Source organism: Agromyces sp. CF514, from assembly GCF_900113185.1.
Lineage (GTDB): Bacteria > Actinomycetota > Actinomycetes > Actinomycetales > Microbacteriaceae > Agromyces.
Genome location: NZ_FOZD01000001.1, coordinates 2,671,800 through 2,693,595, shown reverse-complemented (window position 1 = coordinate 2,693,595; position 21,796 = coordinate 2,671,800). Strand labels below are relative to the sequence as shown.

25 protein-coding genes are annotated in these 21,796 nt (G+C 70.8%); 19 read left to right on the top strand and 6 right to left on the bottom strand.

Annotated elements, in window-relative coordinates; translation table 11 throughout:
* Nucleotides 1–11: 11 nt before the first annotated feature.
* The 12 genes from dnaJ (at nucleotide 12) to leuA (ending at nucleotide 12,301) form a co-directional block, all read left to right on the top strand.
* Nucleotides 12–1,112 (top strand): molecular chaperone DnaJ, encoded by a 1,101-nt coding sequence (dnaJ, locus tag BM342_RS12060; RefSeq protein ID WP_092966014.1) that lies wholly within the window; start codon nucleotides 12–14, stop codon nucleotides 1,110–1,112.
* 11 nt (nucleotides 1,113–1,123) lie between these two features.
* On the top strand, nucleotides 1,124–1,876 hold the full coding sequence (locus tag BM342_RS12055) for a 16S rRNA (uracil(1498)-N(3))-methyltransferase (RefSeq protein ID WP_092966012.1): 753 nt from the start codon (nucleotides 1,124–1,126) through the stop codon (nucleotides 1,874–1,876).
* Nucleotides 1,877–1,900: 24 nt separating this feature from the next.
* Nucleotides 1,901–2,257 (top strand): HIT domain-containing protein, encoded by a 357-nt coding sequence (locus BM342_RS12050; RefSeq protein WP_092966010.1) that lies wholly within the window; start codon nucleotides 1,901–1,903, stop codon nucleotides 2,255–2,257.
* A 145-nt stretch (nucleotides 2,258–2,402) separates the two neighbouring features.
* Nucleotides 2,403–3,425: a PhoH family protein gene (locus tag BM342_RS12045; RefSeq protein WP_092966844.1), complete on the top strand. Its 1,023-nt coding sequence runs from the start codon at nucleotides 2,403–2,405 to the stop codon at nucleotides 3,423–3,425.
* Nucleotides 3,422–3,883, top strand: a complete 462-nt coding sequence (gene ybeY / locus BM342_RS12040; RefSeq protein WP_092966008.1) for an rRNA maturation RNase YbeY — start codon at nucleotides 3,422–3,424, stop codon at nucleotides 3,881–3,883. The genes BM342_RS12045 and ybeY overlap by 4 nt, the downstream gene beginning before the upstream one ends.
* Before the next feature lie 2 nt (nucleotides 3,884–3,885).
* Nucleotides 3,886–5,202 (top strand): hemolysin family protein, encoded by a 1,317-nt coding sequence (locus BM342_RS12035; protein ID WP_092966006.1) that lies wholly within the window; start codon nucleotides 3,886–3,888, stop codon nucleotides 5,200–5,202.
* Entirely contained in the window at nucleotides 5,174–6,088 is a 915-nt protein-coding gene (gene era, locus BM342_RS12030) for a GTPase Era (RefSeq protein ID WP_092966004.1), read from the top strand. Before BM342_RS12035 ends, era begins: the two co-directional genes overlap by 29 nt.
* Before the next feature lie 99 nt (nucleotides 6,089–6,187).
* Nucleotides 6,188–7,420 carry a sensor histidine kinase gene (locus BM342_RS12025; RefSeq protein ID WP_218154906.1) on the top strand — a complete coding sequence of 411 codons (1,233 nt, stop codon included), beginning with the start codon at nucleotides 6,188–6,190 and terminating at the stop codon, nucleotides 7,418–7,420.
* Nucleotides 7,417–8,100, top strand: coding sequence for a response regulator (locus BM342_RS12020; protein WP_092966002.1), 684 nt, complete (start codon nucleotides 7,417–7,419; stop codon nucleotides 8,098–8,100). Before BM342_RS12025 ends, BM342_RS12020 begins: the two co-directional genes overlap by 4 nt.
* Nucleotides 8,101–8,158: 58 nt before the next feature.
* Nucleotides 8,159–8,920, top strand: a complete 762-nt coding sequence (locus BM342_RS12015) for an ABC transporter ATP-binding protein (RefSeq protein ID WP_092966000.1) — start codon at nucleotides 8,159–8,161, stop codon at nucleotides 8,918–8,920.
* Nucleotides 8,917–10,311, top strand: coding sequence for an ABC transporter permease (locus BM342_RS12010; protein WP_092965998.1), 1,395 nt, complete (start codon nucleotides 8,917–8,919; stop codon nucleotides 10,309–10,311). Before BM342_RS12015 ends, BM342_RS12010 begins: the two co-directional genes overlap by 4 nt.
* Before the next feature lie 217 nt (nucleotides 10,312–10,528).
* Entirely contained in the window at nucleotides 10,529–12,301 is a 1,773-nt protein-coding gene (gene leuA / locus BM342_RS12005) for a 2-isopropylmalate synthase (RefSeq protein ID WP_092965996.1), read from the top strand.
* 108 nt (nucleotides 12,302–12,409) lie between these two features.
* Here leuA and BM342_RS12000 read toward each other — a convergent pair whose 3' ends face one another.
* Nucleotides 12,410–13,096 carry a trimeric intracellular cation channel family protein gene (locus BM342_RS12000; RefSeq protein ID WP_092965994.1) on the bottom strand — a complete coding sequence of 229 codons (687 nt, stop codon included), beginning with the start codon at nucleotides 13,094–13,096 and terminating at the stop codon, nucleotides 12,410–12,412.
* Nucleotides 13,097–13,179: 83 nt separating this feature from the next.
* Here BM342_RS12000 and recO point away from each other — a divergent pair, with 83 nt between their 5' ends.
* Together recO and BM342_RS11990 are read left to right on the top strand one after the other, a co-directional pair.
* A complete protein-coding gene (gene recO, locus BM342_RS11995) occupies nucleotides 13,180–13,920 on the top strand; it encodes a DNA repair protein RecO (RefSeq protein ID WP_092965992.1) in 741 nt (246 codons plus the stop codon).
* A complete protein-coding gene (locus tag BM342_RS11990; RefSeq protein ID WP_092965990.1) occupies nucleotides 13,917–14,723 on the top strand; it encodes an isoprenyl transferase in 807 nt (268 codons plus the stop codon). Before recO ends, BM342_RS11990 begins: the two co-directional genes overlap by 4 nt.
* Here the strand turns inward: BM342_RS11990 and BM342_RS11985 are convergent.
* The 3 genes from BM342_RS11985 to BM342_RS11975 are packed head-to-tail and all read right to left on the bottom strand — an operon-like array spanning nucleotide 14,666 to nucleotide 16,846.
* A complete protein-coding gene (locus tag BM342_RS11985) occupies nucleotides 14,666–15,010 on the bottom strand; it encodes a P-loop NTPase family protein (protein ID WP_092965988.1) in 345 nt (114 codons plus the stop codon). The two genes, BM342_RS11990 and BM342_RS11985, sit on opposite strands and share 58 nt — an antisense overlap.
* Nucleotides 15,007–15,945: a serine hydrolase gene (locus BM342_RS11980; RefSeq protein ID WP_092965986.1), complete on the bottom strand. Its 939-nt coding sequence runs from the start codon at nucleotides 15,943–15,945 to the stop codon at nucleotides 15,007–15,009. The genes BM342_RS11985 and BM342_RS11980 overlap by 4 nt, the downstream gene beginning before the upstream one ends.
* Nucleotides 15,935–16,846, bottom strand: coding sequence for a LysR family transcriptional regulator (locus BM342_RS11975; protein WP_177232147.1), 912 nt, complete (start codon nucleotides 16,844–16,846; stop codon nucleotides 15,935–15,937). The genes BM342_RS11980 and BM342_RS11975 overlap by 11 nt, the downstream gene beginning before the upstream one ends.
* Nucleotides 16,847–16,920: 74 nt before the next feature.
* On the opposite strand from BM342_RS11975, the gene bla reads away from it, so the two are divergent.
* The 4 genes from bla to BM342_RS19905 are packed head-to-tail and all read left to right on the top strand — an operon-like array spanning nucleotide 16,921 to nucleotide 19,512.
* Nucleotides 16,921–17,856, top strand: coding sequence for a class A beta-lactamase (bla, locus tag BM342_RS11970; protein ID WP_092965984.1), 936 nt, complete (start codon nucleotides 16,921–16,923; stop codon nucleotides 17,854–17,856).
* A 27-nt stretch (nucleotides 17,857–17,883) separates the two neighbouring features.
* Nucleotides 17,884–18,708 carry a Pr6Pr family membrane protein gene (locus BM342_RS11965; RefSeq protein WP_218154905.1) on the top strand — a complete coding sequence of 275 codons (825 nt, stop codon included), beginning with the start codon at nucleotides 17,884–17,886 and terminating at the stop codon, nucleotides 18,706–18,708.
* On the top strand, nucleotides 18,701–19,357 hold the full coding sequence (locus BM342_RS11960) for a DsbA family oxidoreductase (protein WP_092965982.1): 657 nt from the start codon (nucleotides 18,701–18,703) through the stop codon (nucleotides 19,355–19,357). The genes BM342_RS11965 and BM342_RS11960 overlap by 8 nt, the downstream gene beginning before the upstream one ends.
* Nucleotides 19,354–19,512 carry a hypothetical protein gene (locus tag BM342_RS19905; protein ID WP_177232146.1) on the top strand — a complete coding sequence of 53 codons (159 nt, stop codon included), beginning with the start codon at nucleotides 19,354–19,356 and terminating at the stop codon, nucleotides 19,510–19,512. The genes BM342_RS11960 and BM342_RS19905 overlap by 4 nt, the downstream gene beginning before the upstream one ends.
* Before the next feature lie 28 nt (nucleotides 19,513–19,540).
* On the opposite strand, the gene BM342_RS11955 is transcribed toward BM342_RS19905, so the two are convergent.
* Nucleotides 19,541–20,020, bottom strand: a complete 480-nt coding sequence (locus BM342_RS11955; protein WP_092965980.1) for a hypothetical protein — start codon at nucleotides 20,018–20,020, stop codon at nucleotides 19,541–19,543.
* Between the two features lie 45 nt (nucleotides 20,021–20,065).
* Nucleotides 20,066–20,545 carry an aminoacyl-tRNA deacylase gene (locus tag BM342_RS11950; protein ID WP_092965978.1) on the bottom strand — a complete coding sequence of 160 codons (480 nt, stop codon included), beginning with the start codon at nucleotides 20,543–20,545 and terminating at the stop codon, nucleotides 20,066–20,068.
* Nucleotides 20,546–20,637: 92 nt separating this feature from the next.
* Here BM342_RS11950 and dusB point away from each other — a divergent pair, with 92 nt between their 5' ends.
* Nucleotides 20,638–21,795, top strand: coding sequence for a tRNA dihydrouridine synthase DusB (dusB, locus tag BM342_RS11945; protein ID WP_092965976.1), 1,158 nt, complete (start codon nucleotides 20,638–20,640; stop codon nucleotides 21,793–21,795).
* Nucleotide 21,796 lies beyond the last annotated feature (1 nt).

Sequence of the window (21,796 nt, the reverse complement as noted above, 5' to 3'; positions counted from 1 at the left end):
ACACGCCCTCCGTGGCAGACCACTACGAGGTCCTCGGCGTCGCACGCGACGCATCCCCCGACGAGATCAAGAAGGCGTACCGCCGCCTCGCGCGCGAACTGCACCCCGACGTCAACCCGGGCGCCGAGGCGTCCGAGCGGTTCAAGTCGGTCACCCACGCGTACGACGTGCTCTCCGACCCGAAGCAGCGCCAGCAGTACGACCTCGGTGACCAGGGCGGGTTCGGCGGCGCCCAGGGCTTCGGCGGCTTCGGAGACATCTTCGAGACCTTCTTCGGCGGCGCGCAGCAGAGCCGCGGACCGCGCTCGCGCCGCGAGCGCGGTCAAGACGCGCTGATCCGCGTCGAGGTCGGGCTCGACGAGGTCGTCTTCGGCACCCACCGCGACATCGAGGTCGACACCGCGGTGGTCTGCGGCACGTGCAACGGATCCTGCTGCCAGCCCGGCACGTCGCCCGTCACCTGCGACATCTGCGGCGGCACCGGATCGATCCAGCGGGCGGTGCGATCGCTGCTCGGGAACGTCATGACCTCGAGCCCGTGCGGCACGTGCCGCGGCTACGGCACCGTCATCGCGACGCCGTGCGTCACCTGCCAGGGCCAGGGCCGGGTGCGCGCGCGCCGCACGGTTCCCGTCGACATCCCCGCCGGCGTCGACACCGGCGTTCGCCTGCAGATGCCCGGATCGGGCGAGTCCGGCCCCGCCGGCGGACCGAACGGCGACCTCTACCTCGAGATCAAGGTCAAGAACCACGACGTGTTCAGCCGCAATGGCGACGACCTGCTCGCGACGCTCTCGGTGTCGATGACCGACGCGATCCTCGGCACCACGGCGAAGATCGAGGCGCTCGACGGCGACGTCGAGGTCGAGATCAAGGCGGGCCTGCAGAGCGGTGAGATCCTCACCGTGAAGGACCGCGGCGTCTCCAAGCTCCGCGGCACCGGCCGCGGCGACCTCCGCATCGGAGTGCAGGTCGTCACGCCCACCAAGCTCTCGACGAAGGAGCGCGAGCTCGTGCAGCAGTTCGCTGCAGCGAAGAAGGCGCCGTCGCCCGAGCTCGCCCACTTCCAGCAGGGCCTGTTCGCGCGGCTGCGCGACAAGTTCCTCGGCTGACGGACCTCGCGATGAGCCACCTCTACCTCGACGAGAGCCTCGACCTGGCCGGTGCCTCCGCGGGCGAGCTCGTGCGCCTGACCGGCGACGAGGCGCGCCACGCGGTGACGGTGTCGCGCGTGCGCGTCGGCGAGCAGCTCTCGGTCGGCAACGGGCGAGGCTCCCTCGCCGCGGCGACCGTGGTCGAGACGGCTCCCCGCGAACTCGTGCTCGAGCTCGGCGCCGTCGTGACGACGCCCGCGCCCAGCCCGCGCATCACGCTCGTGCAGGCCCTCGCCAAGGGCGACCGCGACGAGCTCGCGGTGCAGGCGGCGACCGAGCTCGGCGTCGACGCGATCGTGCCGTGGTCGGCGAGCCGGTCGGTCTCCCGCTGGGACGGCCCGAAGGCCGAGAAGGGCCGCGCCAGGTGGGCGAGCATCGTCCGCGAGGCGACCAAGCAGTCGATCCGGCCCTGGATGCCAGAGGTCGCGCCGCTCATGGCGACCGCCGGCCTCGCGAGGCTGCTCGACGGCGTGCGCGTGCTGCTGCTCGAGCCGACGGCCACGACGCCGCTCACCGGCATCCGTACCGACGGTGACGGCGACGGCGACGCCCGCGACCTCGCCCTGGTGGTCGGACCCGAGGGCGGCATCGCGCCGGCCGAGATCGAGCGGCTCGTCGCCGCCGGAGCCGAGACCGTGCGCCTCGGCGACTCGGTGCTGCGCACCTCGACGGCCGGTCCGGCGGCGATCGCCGTGTTGAACGCCCGACTCGGGCGGTGGTGAGGCATCCCTCGCTACGATGGAGACATGACCGCAACCGCCGAGCCGACCCTGTTCGAGCGCATCGCCGCGCGTGAGATCCCCGCGAGCATCGTCGCCGAGACGGCGAACGTGATCGCGTTCCACGACATCGCGCCGAAGGCCCCGGTGCACGTGGTCGTGACGCCGAAGTCCGGCGCCTATCGCGACGTCGTCGAGCTCGCAGCCGGCGATCCCGCGCTGCTCGCCGAGCTCGTCGAGGTGGCCAGAGGCATCGCCGCCGACCTGTCCGACGGAGATTTCCGGCTCGTGTTCAACACGGGTGCGGGCGCCGGGCAGACCGTCTTCCACGTGCACGCGCACGTGCTGGCCGGCGGACTCGAGGAGGCGTCGCTTGGCGGCTGACCCGCAGGGCGAGCACCCCGACCGCAGCGACCACGACGTGCGTCCCGCAGAGGCCGCACCCCACGACCGACGCACTGACCAGCCCGTCGACGAGGGCACGACCACGCGCGCCGACGAGGAGCATCTGCGCATCGACGGCATCGCCATGGTGCGACTGCTCGGCCCCCAGGACCGCCTGCTGACCACGATCCAGCGCGAGTACCCCGACGTCGAGGTGCACGTGCGCGGGAACGAGATCGGCATCCGCGGCGAGGCATCCGAACGCCGCAGGGTGCGCAGGCTCATCGAAGAACTCCTGGAGCTCGTGCGAGCCGACCAGGATCCCACCCCGACCGAAGTGAGGAGTTCGGCCCGCATGCTCGAAGCCGATCCCGATTCCCGACCCTCCGAGCTGCTCGGACAGGTCATCGTCGCCTCGCGCGGCAAGACGATCCGCCCCAAGACCGAGGGGCAGCGCGCCTACGTCGACGCGATCGACGAGCACACGGTCGTCTTCGGCATCGGCCCCGCCGGTACCGGCAAGACCTACCTTGCGATGGCCAAGGCCGTGCAGGCGCTCCAGCGCAAGGAGGTCAGCCGCATCATCCTGACGCGACCGGCCGTCGAGGCGGGTGAGCGCCTCGGGTTCCTCCCCGGCACGCTGACCGACAAGATCGACCCCTACCTTCGGCCCCTCTACGACGCGCTCAACGAGATGATGGACCCCGAGATGGTGCCGAAGCTCCTCGCGTCGGGCACGGTCGAGGTCGCACCGCTCGCGTACATGCGCGGCCGCACGCTGAACGACTCGTTCGTGGTGCTCGACGAGGCGCAGAACACGACGCCCGAGCAGATGAAGATGTTCCTGACGCGCCTCGGATTCGGCTCGAAGATGGTCGTCACGGGCGACGTCACCCAGGTCGACCTGCCGGGCGGCGCGAGCGGTCTGCGCCTCGTCACCCGCATCCTCGACCGCATCGACGACATCCACTTCGCGCACCTCACGAGCGCCGACGTCGTCCGGCACACGCTCGTCGGACAGATCGTCGACGCGTACACCGAGTACGACCAGCGCTCGCAGGCGCAGCGCTACGAACGCGACCAGGCGCGCGAGTTCGCGAACCGCGCCGAGCGGCGCGGGCACGCAGGCCCGCGCGACCACCTCCCTCGAAAGGGCATCAACTCGTGAGCATCGAGGTCAACAACGAATCCGCCATCGAGGTCGACGAGGCGGTGCTGCAGCGCCTCGCCGTCTACGTGCTCGACGCGCTGCACGTGCACGCCGACGCCGAGCTCGCGATCGTCCTCGTCGACGAGGGCGCCATGGAGCAGCTGCACGTGCAGTGGATGGACGAGCCCGGCCCCACCGACGTGCTGAGCTTCCCGATGGACGAGCTCCGCCCGGGCAGTGAAGAGAACCCGGCCCCGCCCGGGCTGCTCGGCGACGTCGTGCTCTGCCCGCAGGTCGCCGAGGCGCAGGCGCGAACCGCGGGGCATCCGCTCATCGACGAACTGCTGCTGCTGACGACGCACGGCATGCTGCACCTGCTCGGCTTCGACCACGCCGAACCCGAAGACGAGAAGGAGATGTTCGGCCTGCAGCGCGACCTCCTCGTCGGCTTCACGATGCAGGAGCGTCGTCGCTGAACATGCAGCCCTGGCTCTTCCTCATGGCCGCGTTCGCGTTCGTGGCCTTCGGCGGCCTCATGGCGGCCGTCGACGCCGCGCTCGGCGCGACGAGTCGTGCGGATGTCGTCGAGCTCGCGTCGGGCTCCCGTGCGCGTCGCTCGTTGCTGGCGATCGCCGACGACACGGGCGCGCACGTGAACGCGGTGAACTTCGTGCGCATCATCACGGAGACCACCGCGGCGGTGCTGGTGACCCTGGCGTTCGTCTCGTTCCTCGACAACGTGTGGTGGGTGCTGCTCTGGTCGGCGCTCATCATGACGGCCGTGTCGTTCGTGCTCGTCGGAGCGAGCCCCCGCAGCGTCGGCCGCGCGCATGCGGCGGTCGTGCTCCGGCTGACCGCACCGGTCGTGCACTTCCTGCGGGTGCTGCTCGGCCCGCTCGCCAACGCGCTCGTGTCGCTCGGCAACCGCGTGACGCCGGGGCGCATCAGGTTCGCGGGCGTGTCGAGCGAGGAGCAGCTGCTCAGCATGGTCGACGAGGCGACGGAGCTCGAGGTGCTCGAAGAGGGCGACCGCGAGCTGATCCACTCGATCTTCGAGTTCAACGACACCGTCGCCCGCGAGGTCATGGTGCCGCGCACCGACATGGTCACGATCGAGTCGACCGCGCACCTGCCGCAGGCGATGGCCCTCTTCCTGAACGCCGGGTACTCGCGCATCCCCGTGATCGGCGAGGACGCCGACGACGTCGCCGGCATCCTGTACCTGCGCGACCTCGCGCGACTCGGGTTCGAACGGCCGCTCGACGCCGCCGACCTGACCGTCGGCGAGCTGGCGCGCCCAGCAGTGTTCGTGCCCGATTCGATGAAGGCCGATGCCCTGCTGCGGCAGATGCAGCTCGCCTCGAACCACCTCGCGATGGTGGTCGACGAGTACGGCGGCATCGCGGGCCTCGTGACGCTCGAAGACGTGATCGAGGAGCTCGTTGGCGACATCTCCGACGAGTACGACCGCGCGGCCGAGCAGATCGAACAGCTCGACGCCGGCCGGTTCCGGGTGAACGCGCGCCTGCCGATCGACGAGCTCGGCGACTTGTTCGGCCTGGAGCTCGACGACGAAGACGTCGACTCGGCCGGCGGCCTGCTCGCGAAGGAGCTCGGCCGTCTCGCGCAACCGGGCGAGCAGGCCGTGGTCTCCGGGCTCGTGCTCCGCGCGGAGCGCACCGAGGGCCGCAGAAAGCGCATCTCGACGATCCTCGTCGAACGCGACCAGTCGCTCATCGACGCCCAACTGGCGTTCGATTCGGGCGATGCCGAAGGAAGGAAGCACCGTGGCTGAGTACCGCGCAGGATTCGTGTCGTTCGTCGGGCGCCCGAACGTGGGCAAGTCGACGCTCACGAACGCGCTCGTCGGCGAGAAGGTCGCGATCACGAGTTCGAAGCCCCAGACCACGCGCCGCGCGATCCGCGGCATCGTGCACCGCGAGCACGGCCAGCTCATCCTCGTCGACACGCCGGGTCTGCACCGCCCGCGCACGCTGCTCGGCGAGCGCCTGAACTCGTTGGTGCAGTCGACCCTCGGCGACGTCGACGTCATCGCCTTCTGCGTGCCCGCGAACGAGCCGATCGGCCCGGGCGACCGGTACATCAACGAGCAGCTCGACCAGTATCCGCGCGCGAAGAAGGTCGCGATCGTCACGAAGACGGACGCCGCGGGCAAGGCGAAGATCGCCGAGCAGCTGCTCGCGGTCTCGCAGCTGCGCGAGTGGGATGCCGTCATCCCGGTGTCCGCGCCGCGCGGCGAGCAGCTCGACGTGCTCGTCGACGAGTTGCTCTCGCTGCTGCCGGTCTCGAGCCAGCCGCTGTATCCCGCCGAGATCCTGACCGACGAAGACACCTCGGAACGCATCGCCGAGTTCATCCGCGAGGCCGCCCTCGAGGGCGTGACCGACGAGCTGCCGCACTCGATCGCGGTCGTCGTCGACGACATGGTCGAGCGCGAGGACAAGGACCTGCTCGAGATCTACGCCAACCTCTACGTCGAGCGCGACAGCCAGAAGGGCATCATCATCGGCAAGGGCGGTGCGCGCCTTCGCGAGGTCGGCGCGACCGCGCGTGCGCAGATCGAGGCACTGCTCGGCCGCAAGGTCTACCTCGCCCTGCACATCAAGGTCGCGAAGGACTGGCAGCGCGACCCGAAGCTGCTCGGCCGGCTCGGCTTCTGACGCCTCGCCCGGGTCCCGCACCGGGCCGCCCGTACGACTCGAGGATGATTCGGGCGCGCTGACGGGGCATCCGGAGCACGCAGCGCGTACGGTGGATCGGTGCCCGAGTACCGAATCAGCCGCGCGAAGCTGACGACCGACATCGTGCTGGCCGTGGTCTTCGGCCTGATGTCGCTGCCGTTCGCGCTCATGGGCAACGGGGCCGATCTCGCGGCGATGGTGCTGTTCGTCACCGCGCTCGCGGTGCGGAGACTCGCCCCGGCATGGGCGCTCGGCATCGCCTGGGCGGCCGCGACCGTGCAGATGGCCGCGCTCCGCGACCTGCAGTTCTACGACTTCGCCGTGCTCGGAGTGCTGTACTCGACGGCGGCCCACGGCGGCCGACTGGTGAAGTGGCTCGGGCTCGTCTCTGCGGGCGCCGGCGCGCTGATCGCCACGCTGTACCTGCAGGTCGTCATGCCCGTCTTCGACGGCGTGGGCGGCCTCGGCCCCGAGAACCTGTTCGCCGCGGCGTTCATCTTCGTCGCATCCGTCGCGGTGCTCGTGCTCGCATGGACCGCCGGGCTCCTGGCGCGTTCGGTGCGCGACGGCCGCGAGGTGCGCAGGCGCGAGGAGGTCGCGAACCGCGAGCGGGCGCTGGCCGAGTACCGCTACACGGTCGAGCAGGAGCGCAATCGCATCGCGCGCGACATGCACGACGTCGTCGCGCACTCGCTCGCGGTCGTGATCGCGCAGGCCGACGGCGCGCGGTTCGCCGCACGAACGAGGCCCGACGCGGCATCCGAAGCGCTGTCGACGATCTCGGGCGTGGCCCGAGGCGCGCTCGGCGACGTGCGGGTGCTGCTCGCCGAGCTGCGCCACCGCGAGGGCGGCGCGCCGCAGCCGGTGCTCGACGACCTCGGCGGCCTCATCGCGGGCGTCGTCGATGCCGGGCTCGACGTGCGGCTCGTCGAGACCGGCGAGCGCCGCGAGCTCGGCACCGGCCACCAGATCGCGGTCTACCGCATCGTGCAGGAGGCGCTCACGAACGCGCTGCGGCACGGTGACACGACGGCTCCGGTCGACGTGCGGCTCGACTGGGCCGACGACGGCATCGGTCTTGCGATCTCGAACCGCATCATGGCGGATGCCGCGGGCAGCGCGGCGGCTTCCGGCGCCGGGCTCGCCGGGGCGGCCACGACCGCGACGAGGCACGGCATCACGGGCATGCGCGAGCGCGCCCAGCTCGTGGGCGGTGCGCTGACCGCAGAACCCGGATCCGACGGCGTGTTCCGCGTCGTCGCGCGCATTCCCGCACAGCCCAGGACCCCCGAGCCGAGGAGCACCCCGTGAACGCCATCCGCGTCGCGCTGATCGACGACCAGGCCCTCTTCCGTTCGGGGGTGCGCATGCTCGTGGAGTCGCAGCCCGACCTCGAGGTCGTCGGGGAGGCGGGCGACGGGCTCGCCGGTGCCGCCCTCGCGGCCACGACCCGCCCGGATGTCGTGCTCATGGACGTGCGGATGCCGCTGCTCGACGGCATCCAGGCGACCGAGCGGATCCTCGCGGAGGCCGAGCGCGACGGGCGACGTGCTCCGCGGATCCTCGTGCTCACGACGTTCGACCTCGACGAGAACGCGGCCAAGGCGATCCGGGCGGGTGCGAGCGGATTCGTGCTCAAGGACGCGGATCCCGAGTTCCTGCTCGCGGCGATCCGCACGGTGCACCAGGGCAACCAGGTCATCGCGGCGAGCGCGACGCGCGAGCTGTTCGCGCATCTGGCCCGGGGGAGCGGCAGGCGGCCGGCGCCCGCATCGTGGGCCGAGCTCACGCCGCGCGAGCGCGAGATCTTCGGGTTCGCGGCGCGCGGCATGTCGAACTCCGAGATCGCGGCCTCCGAGTTCCTCTCCGAGGCGACCGTCAAGACGCACGTGAGTCGCATCCTCGCGAAGCTGGGGCTCCGCGACCGCGTGCAGCTCGTCGTGTTCGCCTACGAGCACGACCTCGGCGCGACCGATCATCCTGGGGGATGACGCGAGGCCATCCCGTGGCCCGATGACCGCCGCCGGGTGCGTCCGTAGCGTCGAAGGCATGCAGATCCAACCTTCAGACCTCGGACTCATCGCGCGCGTCACGAACCTCGGCAAGCGGTACGGAACCGGAGCGGGCTCGGTCATTGCGCTCGACGACGTCTCGCTCGGCCTCCGCCGCGGCGAGTTCACGGCGATCATGGGCCCGTCGGGTTCGGGCAAGTCGACGCTCATGCACATCATGGCCGGCCTCGACTCGCCTTCGTCGGGTCGTGCGTGGCTCGGCGACACCGACATCACCGAGCTGCCCGACGGCGAGCTCACCGTGCTCCGGCGTCGGCGCGTCGGGTTCGTGTTCCAGTCGTTCAACCTGGTGCCGACCCTCGACGTGCGCGCGAACGTGATGCTGCCGTTCGAGCTCGACGGCCGCCGGCCCTCGAAGGACGAGCAGGCGTGGATCGACGAGCTGCTGGACGCGCTCGGCCTCGCGGGCCGCATGAAGCATCGCCCGCACGAGCTCTCCGGAGGTCAGCAGCAGCGCGTCGCGATCGCCCGCGCACTCGGGACCCGCCCCGACCTCGTGTTCGCCGACGAGCCGACCGGCAACCTCGACTCGCGCACCGGGCGCGAGGTGCTGGCGTTGCTCGCGTCGGCGTCGTCGCGGTACGGCCAGTCGATCGCGATGGTCACGCACGACCCCGTCGCCGCGAGCCACGCGGACCGCATCCTGTACCTCGCCGACGGCCGCATCGTGCGTGACACGGCGCGCTCGACCGCCGAGGAGATCGGCTCGTACATGCTCGCGATGGAGACCGCGGCATGACCCGCGTCAAGGACCTCCTCCCGACGCTGCTGGTGGCCACGCTCGCCGCGGCGTTCGGCGTCGCGCTGCTCCAGGTCACCGGCATCCTGACCGCGGCCATCACGGCCGAGAACGGCCTCGCCGAGAGCGGCACCGTGCAGCTCATGCTCGGGCTCGTGGCCGGGGTGTTCATCACCATCGCGGTGTACGTCAGCGCCGTGGTCACGGCGAACACGGTCGCGACCGTCGTCGCCGGACGCACGCGTCTCATCGCGCTGCTCCGGCTCATCGGCTCGAGCGCCCGGGCTCAGCGCGCCGCGATCGCGCGCGAGGGCCTGCTCATCGGCCTCGTGGGTTCGGTGCTCGGCGCATTCGTCGGCTCGGCCGTCGCGTGGGGGCTCGGCGAGATCGGCATGGCCCAGGGCACGATTCCGCGCGTCGAGTACTCGCTGCTCGACCCGCTGCTGCTCGCGCCCATGGGCGCGGTCGTCGTGACCACCTGGCTCGCGGCGTGGACCGGCTCGCGGCGGGTGCTCTCCGTCCGCCCGGCCCAGGCGCTCGGCAACGCGACCGAGGCGGACTTCGACGAGGTCTCCTCGCGCCGGGGCCGTGCGATCGCGGCCTGGATCCTGGGCGTGCTCGGCATCGGCCTGCTCGGGCTCGGCGTGGTCGTCGGACTCGTGCGCCCCGAGGGCGTGCTCATCGGCCTGCTCGGGGGCATCCTCTCGTTCACCGCCATCGTGCTCGCGGCGCACCGCGTCATGCCGCCCGTGCTGCGGCTCGTCGGGCGGGCCTTCGGCGACCGTCCGGCCGCTCGCCTCGCCGCCGAGAACGCCGTGCGGCACCCCGAGCGATCGTCGCGCATGACCATCGGGCTCGTGATCGGCGTGACGCTCGTCACGACCTTCGCCGTGACGATGGAGACCTACCGCGAGATGCTGCTCATCGCCACCGAGGACCGGCCCGAAATGCAGGCCGCGCTCGGCCCCGTCATCGACGGCACCATCGCGGTCTTCTCGACGCTCATCGGCTTCAGCGCCGTCATCGCGGCCGTCGGCCTGGTGAACACGCTCTCGATCAGCGTCATGCAGCGCACGCGCGAACTGGGGCTGCTGCGCGCGCTCGGGTTCGACCGCCGTCAGATCCGGGTCATGGTGCTCGTCGAGGCTGCGGCGCTGACGGTCGCCGCGACGCTCACCGGGCTCGTGCTCGGCATCGCGTACGGCTGGGTCGGCGCCCAGTCGATCCTCGGCTCGGTGGGCAGCGGCCCTGGCATCGTCGCGCCGGTGGTGCCGTGGCCGATCGTCGGCATCGTCGTGGGCGCCGCCGCACTGCTCACGCTCGCGGCATCCGTCGCCCCGATGCGGCGCGCGGCACGCGTGTCGCCGGTGGTCGCGCTCGCGATCGACTAGCAGGCACCTCCGGCGGCCGGGTGGGAGGGCGGACGGATGTCTCGGGGGAGCGTCCGTCCGCCTCGTCGTGCGCGCCACGCCGCAGCAGTGTTAGCCTTGGTGTGTGTCTTACGGCCTGCTTCTCCTTAGCTGCCGCAGCGAGTCCTAGTTTCCAGGCCTCCCTCGCTGCGGAGTTCGTCGTCGGCTGAACGCATCCGAGAAGCGAGAAGAGCACCTCATGAAGAACACCCAGAAGCCCTCGGCGATGCCCGTCCACCGGTATCGCCCGTTCCACCAGCAGATCGCAGTGGACCTGCCCGACCGCACTTGGCCGTCCAAGCGCATCGAGGTCGCCCCGCGCTGGTGCGCCGTCGATCTGCGTGACGGCAACCAGGCGCTCATCGACCCGATGAGCCCCGAGCGCAAGCGCATCATGTTCGACCTGCTCGTCAAGATGGGCTACAAGGAGATCGAGGTCGGGTTCCCGAGCGCGAGCCAGACCGACTTCGACTTCGTGCGCAGCCTCATCGAAGAAGGCGCGATCCCCGACGACGTCACCATCCAGGTGCTGACCCAGGCGCGCGACCACCTCATCGAGCGCACGTACGAGTCGATCCAGGGCGCGAAGCAGGCCATCGTGCACCTGTACAACTCGACGAGCATCCTGCAGCGCGACGTCGTGTTCCGCACCGACCGCCAGGGCATCATCGACATCGCGCTGCACGGCGCGCGCAAGTGCCGCGAGATGGAGTCGACCGTTCCCGGCACCGACGTGTTCTACGAGTACTCGCCCGAGAGCTACACGGGCACCGAGCTCGAGTTCGCGGTCGACGTGTGCAACCAGGTCATCGAGATCTTCGAGCCGACGCCCGAGCGCAAGGTCATCATCAACCTGCCCGCGACGGTCGAGATGGCCACGCCCAACGTCTACGCCGACTCCATCGAGTGGATGAGCCGGCACCTGGCGCACCGCGAGAACGTCATCCTCTCGCTGCACCCGCACAACGACCGCGGCACCGCGATCGCCGCCGCCGAGCTCGGCTACCTGGCCGGCGCCGACCGCATCGAGGGATGCCTGTTCGGCAACGGCGAGCGCACGGGCAACGTCGACCTGGTCGCGCTCGGCATCAACCTGTTCACGCAGGGCATCGACCCGCAGATCGACTTCTCCGACGTCGACGACGTCAAGCGCACCGCCGAGTACTGCAACCAGTTGCCCGTGCACGAGCGCAGCCCGTGGGCCGGCGACCTCGTCTACACGGCGTTCAGCGGATCGCATCAAGACGCCATCAAGAAGGGCTTCGAGGCCATGGCCGTCGAGGCCGAGCGTCGGGGCGTCACGGTCGACGAGCTCGAGTGGGCGGTTCCGTACCTGCCCGTCGACCCGCGCGACCTGGGCCGCAGCTACGAGGCGGTCATCCGCGTGAACTCGCAGTCGGGCAAGGGCGGCGTCGCCTACCTGCTGAAGAACGACCACGCGCTCGACCTGCCGCGCAAGCTGCAGATCGAGTTCTCGGGCGTCGTGCAGGCCAAGACCGACGAAGAGGGCGGCGAGGTCTCGAGCGACGAGATCTGGAGCGTCTTCACCGACGAGTACCTGCCCGCGCCCACCGAGCGCCCCGACGACAAGTGGGGTCGCTTCGAGCTGCTCTCGCTGCGCACCGAGAGCGATCTCACCGGCGAGGTCCGCGTGCGCGTCGGGCTGCGCGACGGCGACGAGCGCGTCGACGCCGAGGGCAGCGGCAACGGTCCCATCGCGGCCTTCCTGTCGGTGCTCGGCGCCGAGGGCGTCGACGTGCGTGTGCTCGACTACAGCGAGCACGCCATGTCGGCCGGCGGCGACGCCGTGGCCGCGGCCTACGTCGAGTGCCAGGTCGGCGACCGCACCCTCTGGGGTGTCGGCCTCGACGCCGACATCTCCACGGCATCGCTGAAGGCGGTCGTCTCGGCCGTCAACCGTGCGATCCGCGCCCGCGTCGCAGTCGACGAACTCGAGTCCGTCGGCGTCTGATCCGAACGGCGACCCAGCGGAACGGCGGATGCCGCGTGCTCACCCGGCACGCGGCATCCGCCGTTCCCGGGAGTTTCGAGGCAGTGGCCGATGGTCGGTGCCGGCCCGTCAGTTGCGGATGATCGGCAGCATGCCGGTCTCGGTCGCGACCTTGCGCCGGTAGAGCATGCGCTGCTCGGGCAGCGACACGTCGAAGATCACGGCGAGCCACCGGATGACGGCCGTCACCGCGACGCAGACGATGCCGCCGATGAACAGCGGAACGCCGAACAGGTCGAGCACCGCGAGCGCGATGCAGCCGGCTCCGGCGGCGACCGCGTAGAGCGATCCGACGTGCATGATCGCGATGGGCAGGCCCATGAGCATGTCGCGCAGCACGCCGCCCCCGGCGGCCGCGGCCACGCCGACGAACACGGCGGGCAGGATCGGGAGCCCGAGGGCGAGCGCCTTCGACGTGCCGAGCGCCCCGAACATGCCGATCACGATCGCGTCGAGTCCGACGATGAGGCCGTTGACCTTCGTGAGCGGCCCGGCCAGGAGCATGCCGATGAGCGCGGCGGCGATCGCGACGATCAGGTACCAGTTGCTCTGCAGCGCCCGCAGCGGCTCGTTCAGCAGCAGGTCGCGGATCATGCCGCCGCCGAACCCCATGACGATGCCGACGAGGGCGACGCCGAGCAGGTCGAGGCGACGTTGGCCCTGGAAGCCCGAGGCGAACAGGGCGCCCTGCACGCCGCCGAGTCCGACCGCGGTGAGATCGAGCCAGAGGGGGATGAAGAACTGCTGGGTTTCCACGAGGCAAGTGAACCAGACGGATGCCGCGTGCGGGCCATCCGCGCGGTGCGCCGTGCCGTCGCCGGCGGGTGGGAGAATGAAGGGTGCCCGTCTACCGAGATGAAGCCGTCGTGCTGCGCACCCACAAGCTGGGTGAGGCCGACCGCATCGTCACGCTCCTGACGAGGCGGCACGGCAAGATCCGCGCGGTCGCGAAGGGCGTGCGGCGCACGGGCTCGAAGTTCGGAGCCAGGCTCGAACCGTTCATGGTCGCCGACCTGCAGCTCTACGAGGGCCGAACCCTCGACGTCGTGACCCAGGCCGAGTCGCTCGGCTCGTATGGCGCCGAGATCAGCGCCGACTACGCGGCCTACACGGCCGCGAGCGCCATGGTCGAGGCGGCCGACAAGCTCACCGAGTCCGAGGGGTCGCTGCAGCAGTACCTGCTGCTCGTCGGCGCCCTGCGCTCCCTCGCGCGCGGCGAGCACGGGGCGACCCTCACGCTCGACTCGTACCTGCTGCGCGCACTCGCCCTCGCCGGATGGGCGCCGAGCTTCGACGACTGCTCGCGGTGCGGGCGCCCAGGCGAGCACACCGCGGTCGTCGTGCAGCTCGGCGGCGTCGTGTGCGACGAGGAGTGCGCGCCGCCGGGAACCCCCCGCATCGCGCGGTCGACGGTCGCCCTGCTCGGCGCGCTCCTCGCTGGCGACTGGGCGTTCGTCGACGCCTCCGCACCGGGCGACCGCAACCAGGCCAGCGGCATCGTCGCGGCCTACACCCAGTGGCACCTCGAACGGGGACTCCGTTCGCTGCCGCACGTCTCGAGAGAACCCACCGCACCGTGACCCCCAAGCCCTACACGCACCGCGACGCCGTCGCCTACAAGCCGCTCGACTGGACCGGCGTGCATCCGCCCGCGTTCCCGAAGGGCGCCGTGCCGAACCACGTCGCGATCGTCATGGACGGCAACGGCCGGTGGGCGAACCGCCGGGGGCTCACCCGCATCGAGGGGCACAAGGCGGGCGAGGCCGCGCTGCTCGACGTCGTCGCCGGGGCGATCCAGGCCGGCGTCAAGCACCTCTCGGTGTACGCGTTCTCGACCGAGAACTGGAAGCGCAGCCCCGACGAGGTGCGCTTCCTCATGGGCTACAACCGCGACGTGCTGCACCGCCGACGCGATCAGCTCAACGAATGGGGCGTGCGCATCCGCTGGGCCGGCCGCAAGCCGCGACTCTGGGCGTCGGTCATCAACGAGCTGCAGTTCGCCGAGAAGCTCACCGCGGGCAACGACACCCTGACGCTCACGATGTGCGTCAACTACGGCGGCCGCAACGAGATCACCGATGCCGTGCGCTCGATCGCCGACGACGTGGCATCCGGTCGCATCAGGCCGTCGGCGGTGTCCGAGAAGCTCATCGCCAAGCGCCTGTACGTGCCCGAGATGCCCGACGTCGACCTGTTCGTGCGCAGCTCGGGCGAGCAGCGCACCTCGAACTTCCTGCTCTGGCAGTCGGCCTACGCCGAGATGGTGTTCCTCGACCAGCTGTGGCCCGACTTCTCGCGCACCGACCTGTGGCAGGCGATCGAGCTCTACGCGTCGCGCAACCGACGCTTCGGCGGCGCGGTCGACGCGCCGACGACCGCCTGACCGGCCTCGAGCCAGCGCTCGGCTTCGCGCGGGCCAGCGATGCGCACGACTTCGAGCGAGGGATGGCGGGTGGCCACCTCGGAGTACTGCCACTCGATGACCCACTCGGGTTGCCGGGTGAAGGCGTCGACGTCGTCGAGGAACGACGCGCGAGGCTGCCATCCCGGGCCGTGCCTGAGCGCATCGATCTCCTGATACGGCAGATCGGATGCTGCGGCGATCCGCCGGGCCAGCGTCGACTTGCCCGAGCCGCTCGTGCCCGCGACGAGGACGCGGCGCGGGGTCACCGCGGCGTCCGGGTCGCGCGCACCTGGTCGTGCAGGAGCCGCGCAGCGTGACCGAGGGCCTGCTCCGCACCCGGTTGCAGGCGCGCGGGCACCGAGGACTCGCTCAGCACGGCGATCGCGAACACCCCGCCGTCGGCGTGCTCGAGCACGCCGACCTCGTGGCGCAGGTGCAGGAAGGTCCCCGTCTTCGAGAACCAGGCGGCGTCGTCGGACTCGAGGTCGGGCGCGAGGCGATGCCGCATCAGGTTCATGCCGAGCAGGCGTCGGAGCGGGGCGCGCTCGCGGGCGAGCCGCGGGTCGGTCCAGATGCGCTCGAGCAGGTCGACGACCGCGCGGGAGGTGCCCGCGTTCGCATGGGTCACGTCGAGCTGCGGCACGAGGTGGCCGCCGCCGCGGGTGGAGGCCTGGATCGCGAGGGCGAGGGCCTGCGGCATCTCGTCGGGCGTCAGCCGCGCGGCGAGCGTCTCGTGCAGGTCCTGGATCGAGTGGCGTACGGTGATCTCGGCGATGCCGAGCTCCCGCAGCAGCGCCGTGACCTCGGCGGGCGGGAATCGCGCGAACAGGGCGTCGGCCGCGGTGTCGTCGCTCACGCACATCGCCAGGTAGAGCAGGTCCTCGACCGCGACGCGGGCCGGGTGCTCGAACCGGCAGAGCCCCGTGAGCCCCGGAGTCCGCGCCGAGGGGTCGAGTTCCACGGCCGCGTCGAGGGCGCGCACGTCTCCGCCGTCTCCGTCTGCGCCGTCTCGGGTGCTCGCACGGCGCAGCACGGTGAGCGCCAGCGGCAGCTTCACGACCGAGGCCAGCGGGTACGCGACATCCGGATCGAGTGCCAGCTCGCGGCCGGTGCCGAGGTCGCGCACCGTGATCGATGCGGTCAGCCCGGCGTCGTCGAGGGTCTCGGCGGCGTCGCGCAGCACGAGACGGTCAGGACGCATGCGTGTCTGTGGTCGGTGCCGCCGTGCCGAGCAGGCCGGGAAGCAGGGCGCCGGTCGTCTCGAGGAACCGCTCGGCGAGGTCGCCGTCGCGGTACACCAGCGTGTAGCCCCGCATGAGGTGCAGGTCGCCGAGCGGATGCCACGCGAGGTCGGCCTCATCCGCCTCGGACCGCGTGCACAGCACGAGGTCGCCGTTGCCGATGGCCTTCGCGATGGCCGTGACGAGCGAGGTCGCCAGCCGCAGGTGCCCGGCGGCGAGCCCGGCCCCGTTGCGGACGCGCTCGAGGCGGTCGCGCACGTTCGGCACGTCGTCTTCGGGCTGCAGCCAGAGCAGGCGTCGCTCGGGGGTGCCGCGTCTCGGACGGAGCTCGGCGAGGTAGAACGGCTCGTCGCCGCTGTCGGCGCCGCGGGCGAATCCGACGCCGAGCGGCGTCAACCAGTCGGCCCGGTCGGGCTCGACGTGCTGGAGGGCGAGCTGGGCGCGTCCCGAGCTCATCCAGTCCGCGCGCTCGCGCGGGGCGCCCTCGAGCAGTTCGACCGTGAGCGCCTGATCGGCGGCGGCCGCGCACACCCGTGCAGCCGCGGCGGGGGAGAGGTGGCGGGGAACCGCGACCGTGACGGGCAGGGCGCGGGCGTGGTCGGCGTCGTCGGTGAACTCCTGTGCGGCGACGACGAGGCGCGTCGCACCTGGCAGCACGCTGCGGCCGAACGCCGTGAGCGCGACCCGCCGGGACGAGCGTTCGAAGAGGCGCGCGCCGAGGTGCGCTTCGAGTGCCGCGATGCGACGGCTGGCGACGGATTGGGTCACTCCGGTGCCCATCGCCCCGGCGGTGAAGCTCTCGCGCTCGGCCACGGAGACGAAGGCCTCGCAGGCCGAGAGGAGGTCGAAGTTGCGGGCCATGGATGCGATTCTGGCATGGATAGGGCCGTTTCGTGCTTTGCCTGCATGCGACCTGCATCGCAAGACTGCGATGCATGAGTCCATCACCTGAATCCACGTCGTTCTCCCGCCGATCACTGCTCGCGCTCGGAGGTGCGACGACCGCCGGCGCGGCTCTCGCGGCCCTCTCCGCATCGCCCGCCCTCGCCGCGCCGACCGAGGCATCGGCCGACGCCTCTCCGACTGCGGCGTCCGGCCGGATTGCACGGGAGCTCGCCGCGCTCGAGCGCGAGACCTCCGTCACCGTCGGCGTCGTCGCGCGCACCCACGGCGATCGGCGCGCGTTCCGGTACCGCGCCGACTCGGTCTTCCCGATGTGCTCGCTCTTCAAGACGCTGGCCGCCGCCGCGCTGGTTCGCGAGCGCGGATACGACGAGGTCTACTGGTCGACCCCGATCCCGTTCGCGGATGCGGTCGTCGACTCGCCCATCCTCGGCCCGAAGGCACCGGGCCGGGCGACGCCGGAGGAGATCGCCGATGCGGCCCTCCGCTACAGCGACAACACGGCCGGCAACCTGCTGCTGGGCGAGCTCGGCGGCCCGCAGGCGATCACGGCGTTCGCGGCCTCGCTCGGCGCGACCCGCACCCGCCTCGACCGTTGGGAGCCCGACCTCAATGCAGCAGTTCCCGGCGATGCGCGCGACACGACCACGCCCGACGACATCGCTGCGCTGTACGAGGCGCTGCTGCTCGACGATGCGGCCGGCGTGCTGGCCGGTGCCAGGCTCCGCGAGTGGATGCTGCGCAACACCACGTCGAACGCGCGCATGCGGGCCGGACTGACCCCGCCGTACGAGCTCGCCGACAAGACGGGCGGCGGCGAGTACGGCGTCGTCAACGATGCGGGCGTGCTCTGGCGCGAGGGTCGGGCCCCGGTGACGCTCGTCATCCTCACCCGCACCGATCGGCCCGATGCGGTGCGCAACAACGAGGTGGTCGCTCGGGCCACGCGCATCGTGATCGGCGACTGAGGCCGCCGTGGGCGTTACGCTGGCCGCGTGACCGCCTCGACTTCGCCAGCCCGCCCAGCCGCTGCCGCCCCGAAGCGGGCCTTCGCACTCGTCTGGGCGGTGCTGCGCGTCGTGATGGCCGTCGCGATCGTCGCAGCGACGATCGTGACCTACCAGGGGTCCTACGGCTTCTGGATCGAGCAGGGCTTCGACGACCTGGTCACCCTGAACGTGAACTTCTTCAGCTACTTCACGATCGAGTCGAACCTGCTCGCGGCGTTCGTGCTGGTCGTCGGCGCCGCGTTCGCGTTCGGCGGACGACTGCCCGACCCCACGTGGTTCGCGGTCGTGAGAGGCTGCGCGACCACGTACATGGCGATCACCGGCATCGTCTACAACCTGCTGCTGCGCGGGCTCGCCGTCACGGGCGGCGGCGACTCGCAGCCGTGGACCAACGAGGTCATGCACGTCATCGCGCCGGTCTTCCTCGTGCTCGACTGGCTCCTCGCCCCTGGTCGCCTGAGGCTCGAATGGCGCCGTGTCTGGATCATCCTCGCGTTCCCCATCGCCTGGGTCGCCTACACGCTCCTGCGCGGACCGTTCGTCTACGACCAGGTCAAGGCCGTGCAGACCTGGTACCCCTACCCGTTCCTGAACCCCGAGCGGCAGGAGAACGGATACCTCGGGGTCGCGTTCTGGGTGCTCGTGATCGCACTGGCATTCGCCGTGGTGGCCACGCTGGTCGTCTGGGTGTCGCGCCTCGGCGCCAAGGATCCGAGCGATACGGATGCCGCGGCATCCGCTCGTTCCGAATCGCGAACCGAGGTCGGGAATACCGATGCGTCCGCATCGGTTTCCCCTCACCGTGAGTGAACCCATCAAGATCGACATCTGGTCCGACATCGCCTGCCCGTGGTGCTACATCGGAAAGCGCCACCTCGAGGCGGGCATCGAGGCGCTCGGGGCCGATGCGCCCGACGTCGAGATCGAGTACCACTCGTTCGAACTCTCTCCCGACACCCCGCTCGACTTCGAGGGTTCGACCGTCGAGTACCTCGCCGAGCGCAAGGGCATGCCGGTCGAGCGCGTCGAGCAGATGCTCGAGCACGTCACGGGCGTCGCGGCGAACGCCGGTCTCGACTACCACTTCGAGAAGGTCGCGCACACGAAGACGCTGAAGGCGCACGAACTGCTCCACTTCGCGAAGTCGCATGGCAAGCAGCTCGAGCTGAAGGAGCGCCTGCTGAAGGCGTACTTCGTCGAGGGCGGTCGCGTGAACCGCATCGACGAGCTCATCGGATTCGCGACCGACGTGGGCCTCGACGCCGACGCCGCCCGCGAGGCGCTCGAGTCGGGCCGCTACGCGACCGCCGTGCAGGCCGACATCGCCCAGGCCGGTGCCTACGGCATCCAGGGCGTGCCGTTCTTCGTCATCGACGGCAAGTACGGCATCTCGGGCGCGCAGCCAGCCGAGGTCTTCTCGCAGGCGCTCGCGCAGGTCTCCGGCGAGCGCGTCGCGTGAGCGACGTTCCCGCGAACGCCGTGCCTGCGGCATCCGACTCGGCGATCCAGTCGACGGATGCCGCGGCGTCGCCGTTCACGATGGTGACGGGCGACCCGACGGCCATGGTGTGCGAGGGCGACGTCTGCTTCATCCCGGGCGCGTCGACCGAGTAGGTCCGGCGCTACTCGGGGTCAGAGGTGGTCATCGATGATCCTCAGGTAACAGCTCCCTCCTGGATGCGGCGAGGAAGTCTGCTCGCGCGATCTGGAAGCCGCGAAGCGCATCGAGGTAGTCCGGGCTGCCGTATGGGGCTCGAGCGTCGATCGTCGACTTGAACGACCGAAGCTGATCGAGCACCGCACGTGCGGAATCACGGAGACGGTCGTCGGCGATCAGTTCAAGCCGACGGAGCGAACGGGCGACCTCGCTCTCTGATAGCCAGTAGGCCGCCGACGCATCCGCCAGGGGGTGTGGGCAACCCGGGGCGGTTCGACCGAGCAGATGGGCCGCGTTGTGTGCGGCGTCCAGGAATTCCCGGCAGGAAGCGGCAAGCTCGACGAGCAGTGCATCGCTTCTCGTCTCCTTGCGGTCACGACGATGTTTGGCTGCGTCCGCCAATGCCGCCAAGCCGGCTCCGAGTAGGAGCGTCCCGATCGGCAGCAGCGTTTCGAAGGTGTCCACGCGCCGATTCTGTCAGGGGCCGAGATGTCTCGTTGTTGCGTGGCGCTACTCCGGGTCGCTCAGGTCGGCGACGATCGCATCGAACGCCTCGATGAGCCGGTCGGCGTCGACGAAGAGGCTCCGGCCGTGCTCGCCGGCGCCCATGGACACCCGGCGTCCGACGACGGACTCGTCGATGTAGACGGGCCACGCCGTGGTCGACCCGAGCGGCGTGATCGTGCCGCGCTCGTAGCCCGTCGCGGCGAGCGCGAGCGAGGCGTCGGGCAGCTGCAGCTTGTTGACGCCGACGAGCGCGCGGAGCTTCGGCCACGAGATCTTGCGGCCGCCGGGCACGAGCGCGAAGAGGTAGGTGTCGTCGCTGCGCTTGACGACGAGCGACTTGACGATGTCGGCGGGCGTGATGCCGAGCAGTTCGGCGGCCTCCTCGAGGCTGCGTGCGGCCGGTCGATCGATGATCTCGACCTCGAGGCCGCGCGCCTCGGCATCGGCCCGAACCCGCTCGGAACCCGTGATCGTCTCGCCCATGCTCGTCCTCCCCAGGTGGTCTGATGGCGATCCTAGGCGGGCCGATCGCGCTCCGGGCGGGATGTCAGCGGATTCTGGGAGAATCGATGCTGATGTCACTCACTTCAACGACCCCTGCGGGCCCGCTTACCATCGGCGGGCTCGAGCTCGACGTGCCCGTCGTGCTCGCGCCCATGGCCGGAATCACGAACACGGCCTTCCGCCGGCTCTGCCGCGAATTCGGTGCCGGCCTCTACGTGTCCGAGATGATCACCTCGCGCGCGCTCGTCGAGCGCACGCCCGAGTCGATGCGGCTCATCACGCACCACGAGTCCGAGACACCCCGTTCGATCCAGCTCTACGGCGTCGATCCCAAGACGGTCTCCGAGGCGGTCACGATGCTCGTCGCCGAAGACCGCGCCGATCACATCGACCTGAACTTCGGATGCCCCGTCCCCAAGGTCACCCGCAAGGGGGGCGGCTCCGCCCTGCCATGGAAGACCGGGCTCTTCCGCGACATCGTCGAGGGCGCGGTCACGGCTGCCGGAGACATCCCGCTCACGATCAAGATGCGCAAGGGCATCGACGCAGACCACCTCACCTACCTCGAGGCCGGGCGCATCGCCGAGGGCGCCGGCGTCGCCTCGATCGCGCTGCACGCCCGCACCGCGGCCGAGTTCTACTCGGGTCAGGCCGACTGGCCCGCGATCGCGAAGCTCAAAGAGACCGTGACGGGCGTGCCCGTGCTCGGCAACGGCGACATCTGGTCGGCCGACGACGCCCTGCGCATGGTCGCCGAGACCGGGTGCGACGGCGTCGTCGTCGGTCGCGGATGCCTCGGTAGGCCATGGCTCTTCGGCGATCTCGCCGCCGCCTTCCGGGGCGAAGAGCAGAGCTTCCGCCCGTCGCTCGGGCAGGTCGCGCAGACCTTCCGGCGCCACGCAGAGCTGCTCACCGAGTTCTTCGACAGCGAAGAGCGCGGCTGCCGCGACATCCGAAAGCACGTCGCCTGGTACTTCAAGGGCTATCCGGTGGGCGGCGACCTGCGGGCCCGACTCGCGACGGTCGAGTCGCTCGCACAGCTCGACGACCTGCTCGGCACGCTCGACTGGTCGATGCCCTACCCGGGCGAGGGCGCAGAAGGCCCTCGAGGCCGCGCGGGCACGCCCAAGAACCCGGCACTGCCCGACGGCTGGCTCGACTCGCAAGAACTCGCCGGTCACGAGGCCGTCACCCTCGTCGACGCCGAGCTCGACACGAGCGGCGGCTGAG